The sequence below is a fragment of the Streptomyces sp. NPDC006314 genome (assembly GCF_040613075.1).
Lineage (GTDB): Bacteria > Actinomycetota > Actinomycetes > Streptomycetales > Streptomycetaceae > Streptomyces.
Genome location: NZ_JBEXRL010000067.1, coordinates 1 through 2,294 on the forward strand (window position 1 = coordinate 1; position 2,294 = coordinate 2,294).

Annotated in this window: 1 pseudogene; it reads left to right on the forward strand. The window is 71.9% G+C overall.

Annotated elements, in window-relative coordinates:
• Positions 1 to 15 precede the first annotated feature (15 nt).
• Positions 16 to 2,294 (forward strand): annotated as a pseudogene (locus ABZ079_RS36765) (beta-ketoacyl synthase N-terminal-like domain-containing protein); the annotation flags it as partial.

Here is a 2,294-nt window from a genome sequence, read left to right on the forward strand (position 1 = left end):
TCTCCGCAGCGGTTGGCGGATGTCATGCGTGCGAAGGCGGAAGCCGCTCGGCACCTCGACGAGCTGACCTCCGGCATGGACCTCGACGCCTTCGTGCTGTTCTCGTCTGTCATCGGCGTCTGGGGCAACGGCGGCCAAGCCGCCTATGCCGCCGCCAACGCCGCGTTGGACGCGCTCGCCCAGGACCGGCACGCCCGCGGGCTGCCCGCGCTGTCCCTGGCCTGGGGCACGTGGAGTGGCGGCGGCATGGTCGGGGACGACACGGACGAGCGCATGCGCCGCAGTGGCCTGATCGCCATGACCCCGACCGCCGCGATCGAGGCGCTCGCACACGCAACGGGCCGGGCCGCGCCGTTCCTCGCCGTGGCCGACGTGGACTGGAAGCGGTTCGTCGCGTCGTACGCGCCCACCCGGGAGAGCCTGCTCTTCGACGAGATACCGGAAGCGGTGCGCGCCGTAGAAACCTCGGCCACCGACTCCTCCGCCCAGGCGGGACTCTCCGGCACGACGCTGGCTCAGCGGCTCACGGGGCTCACCACCGGCGAGCACGAGCACGTACTGACGGAGCTGGTCCGTACCCACGCGGCGGCAGTCCTCGGCCACACCGGCACCGACGCGGTCGCGGTGGGGCGCGCCTTCAAGGACCTCGGCTTCGACTCGATGCGCGTCATGGAGCTGCGCAACCGACTGAACGCCGCCACCGGGCTGCGGTTGGCCACGGGCGCGGTCTTCGACCACCCCACGGTCACCCTCATGGCCCGGCATCTGCACGCCGCACTCGTCGACGGACCGGCGGCCCCGGAGCCCAGCACTCCCGCGATCGAGGACCGGGAATCCGCAGCCACAGCCGCAGCCGGAGCCCACGACGACGAGCCGATCGCGATCGTCGCCATGGGCTGCCGACTGCCCGGCTATGTGCACACCCCTGAGGAACTGTGGCAGCTCCTCGCCAACGGTGAGGACGCGATCTCCGGCTTCCCCACCGACCGTGGCTGGGACGTCGAGGGCCTGTACGACCCGGACCCGGGCCGGCCCGGCAAGACGTACGCCCGAGAGGGCGGGTTCCTCTACCAGGCCGCCGCGTTCGATCCGGCCTTCTTCGGGATCTCCCCGCGTGAGGCGCTGGCGATGGACCCGCAGCAGCGGCTCCTGCTGGAGACGGCCTGGGAGGCCATCGAGCGGGCCGGTATCGACCCGACCTCCCTCAAGGGCACCACGACCGGCGTTTTCGCCGGAATGACCTACCAGGACTACGGCGCCCGCCTGCACGAGGCCCCCGAAAGCGTCGAGGGCTATCTTCTGACCGGCAAGTCCTCCAGCGTGATCTCCGGTCGTATCGCCTACACCCTGGGTCTGCAGGGCCCGGCGGTCACGATCGACACGGCCTGCTCCTCCTCGCTGGTGGCGCTGCACCTGGCGGCCCAGGCGCTGCGCTCGGGCGAGTGCGGACTCGCCCTGGCCGGCGGTGTGACGGTCATGCCCACCCCCGGTCTGTTCATCGAGTTCAGCCGGCAGCGCGGGCTGGCCGCCGACGGCCGCTCGAAGGCGTTCTCCGACGCGGCGGACGGCACCTCATGGGCCGAGGGCGCGGGCATGCTGCTGCTGGAGCGGCTGTCGGACGCGCGGCGCAACGGGCACCCGGTGCTGGCGGTGGTGCGGGGTTCGGCCGTGAACCAGGACGGCGCCAGCAACGGTCTCACCGCCCCCAACGGCCTGTCCCAGCAGCGCGTGATCCAGGCGGCTCTGGCTGGCGCGGGTTTGTCGACCGCCGACGTGGACGCGGTGGAGGCCCACGGAACCGGGACGGCCCTAGGAGACCCGATCGAAGCCGAGGCGCTGCTCGCCACGTACGGCCAGGACCGGGAACGGCCACTGTGGCTCGGCTCGTTGAAGTCCAACATCGGCCACACGCAGGCTGCCGCGGGTGTCGCCGGCGTGATCAAGATGGTCGAGGCCATGCGGCACGGCTGGCTGCCGCGGACCCTGCATGCGGAGACTCCGTCGTCGAAGGTCGACTGGTCGGCGGGTGCGGTGGAGCTGCTGACCGAGGCGCGGGAGTGGCCGCGGCCGGGTGATCGTCCGCGTCGGGCGGGTGTGTCGTCGTTCGGCGTGAGTGGCACGAACGCGCACGTCATCCTGGAGGAGGCACCGGAGGCACCGAAGGCTTCGGGGGCTGTGGATGGCGTGGGTGATGCCCCGGTTGCGTTGTCTGTGGTGCCGTGGGTGGTGTCCGGGCGGGGTGCGGATGCTTTGCGGGCTCAGGCGGGTGCGTTGGTGTCCCGGGTCGGTGCGGG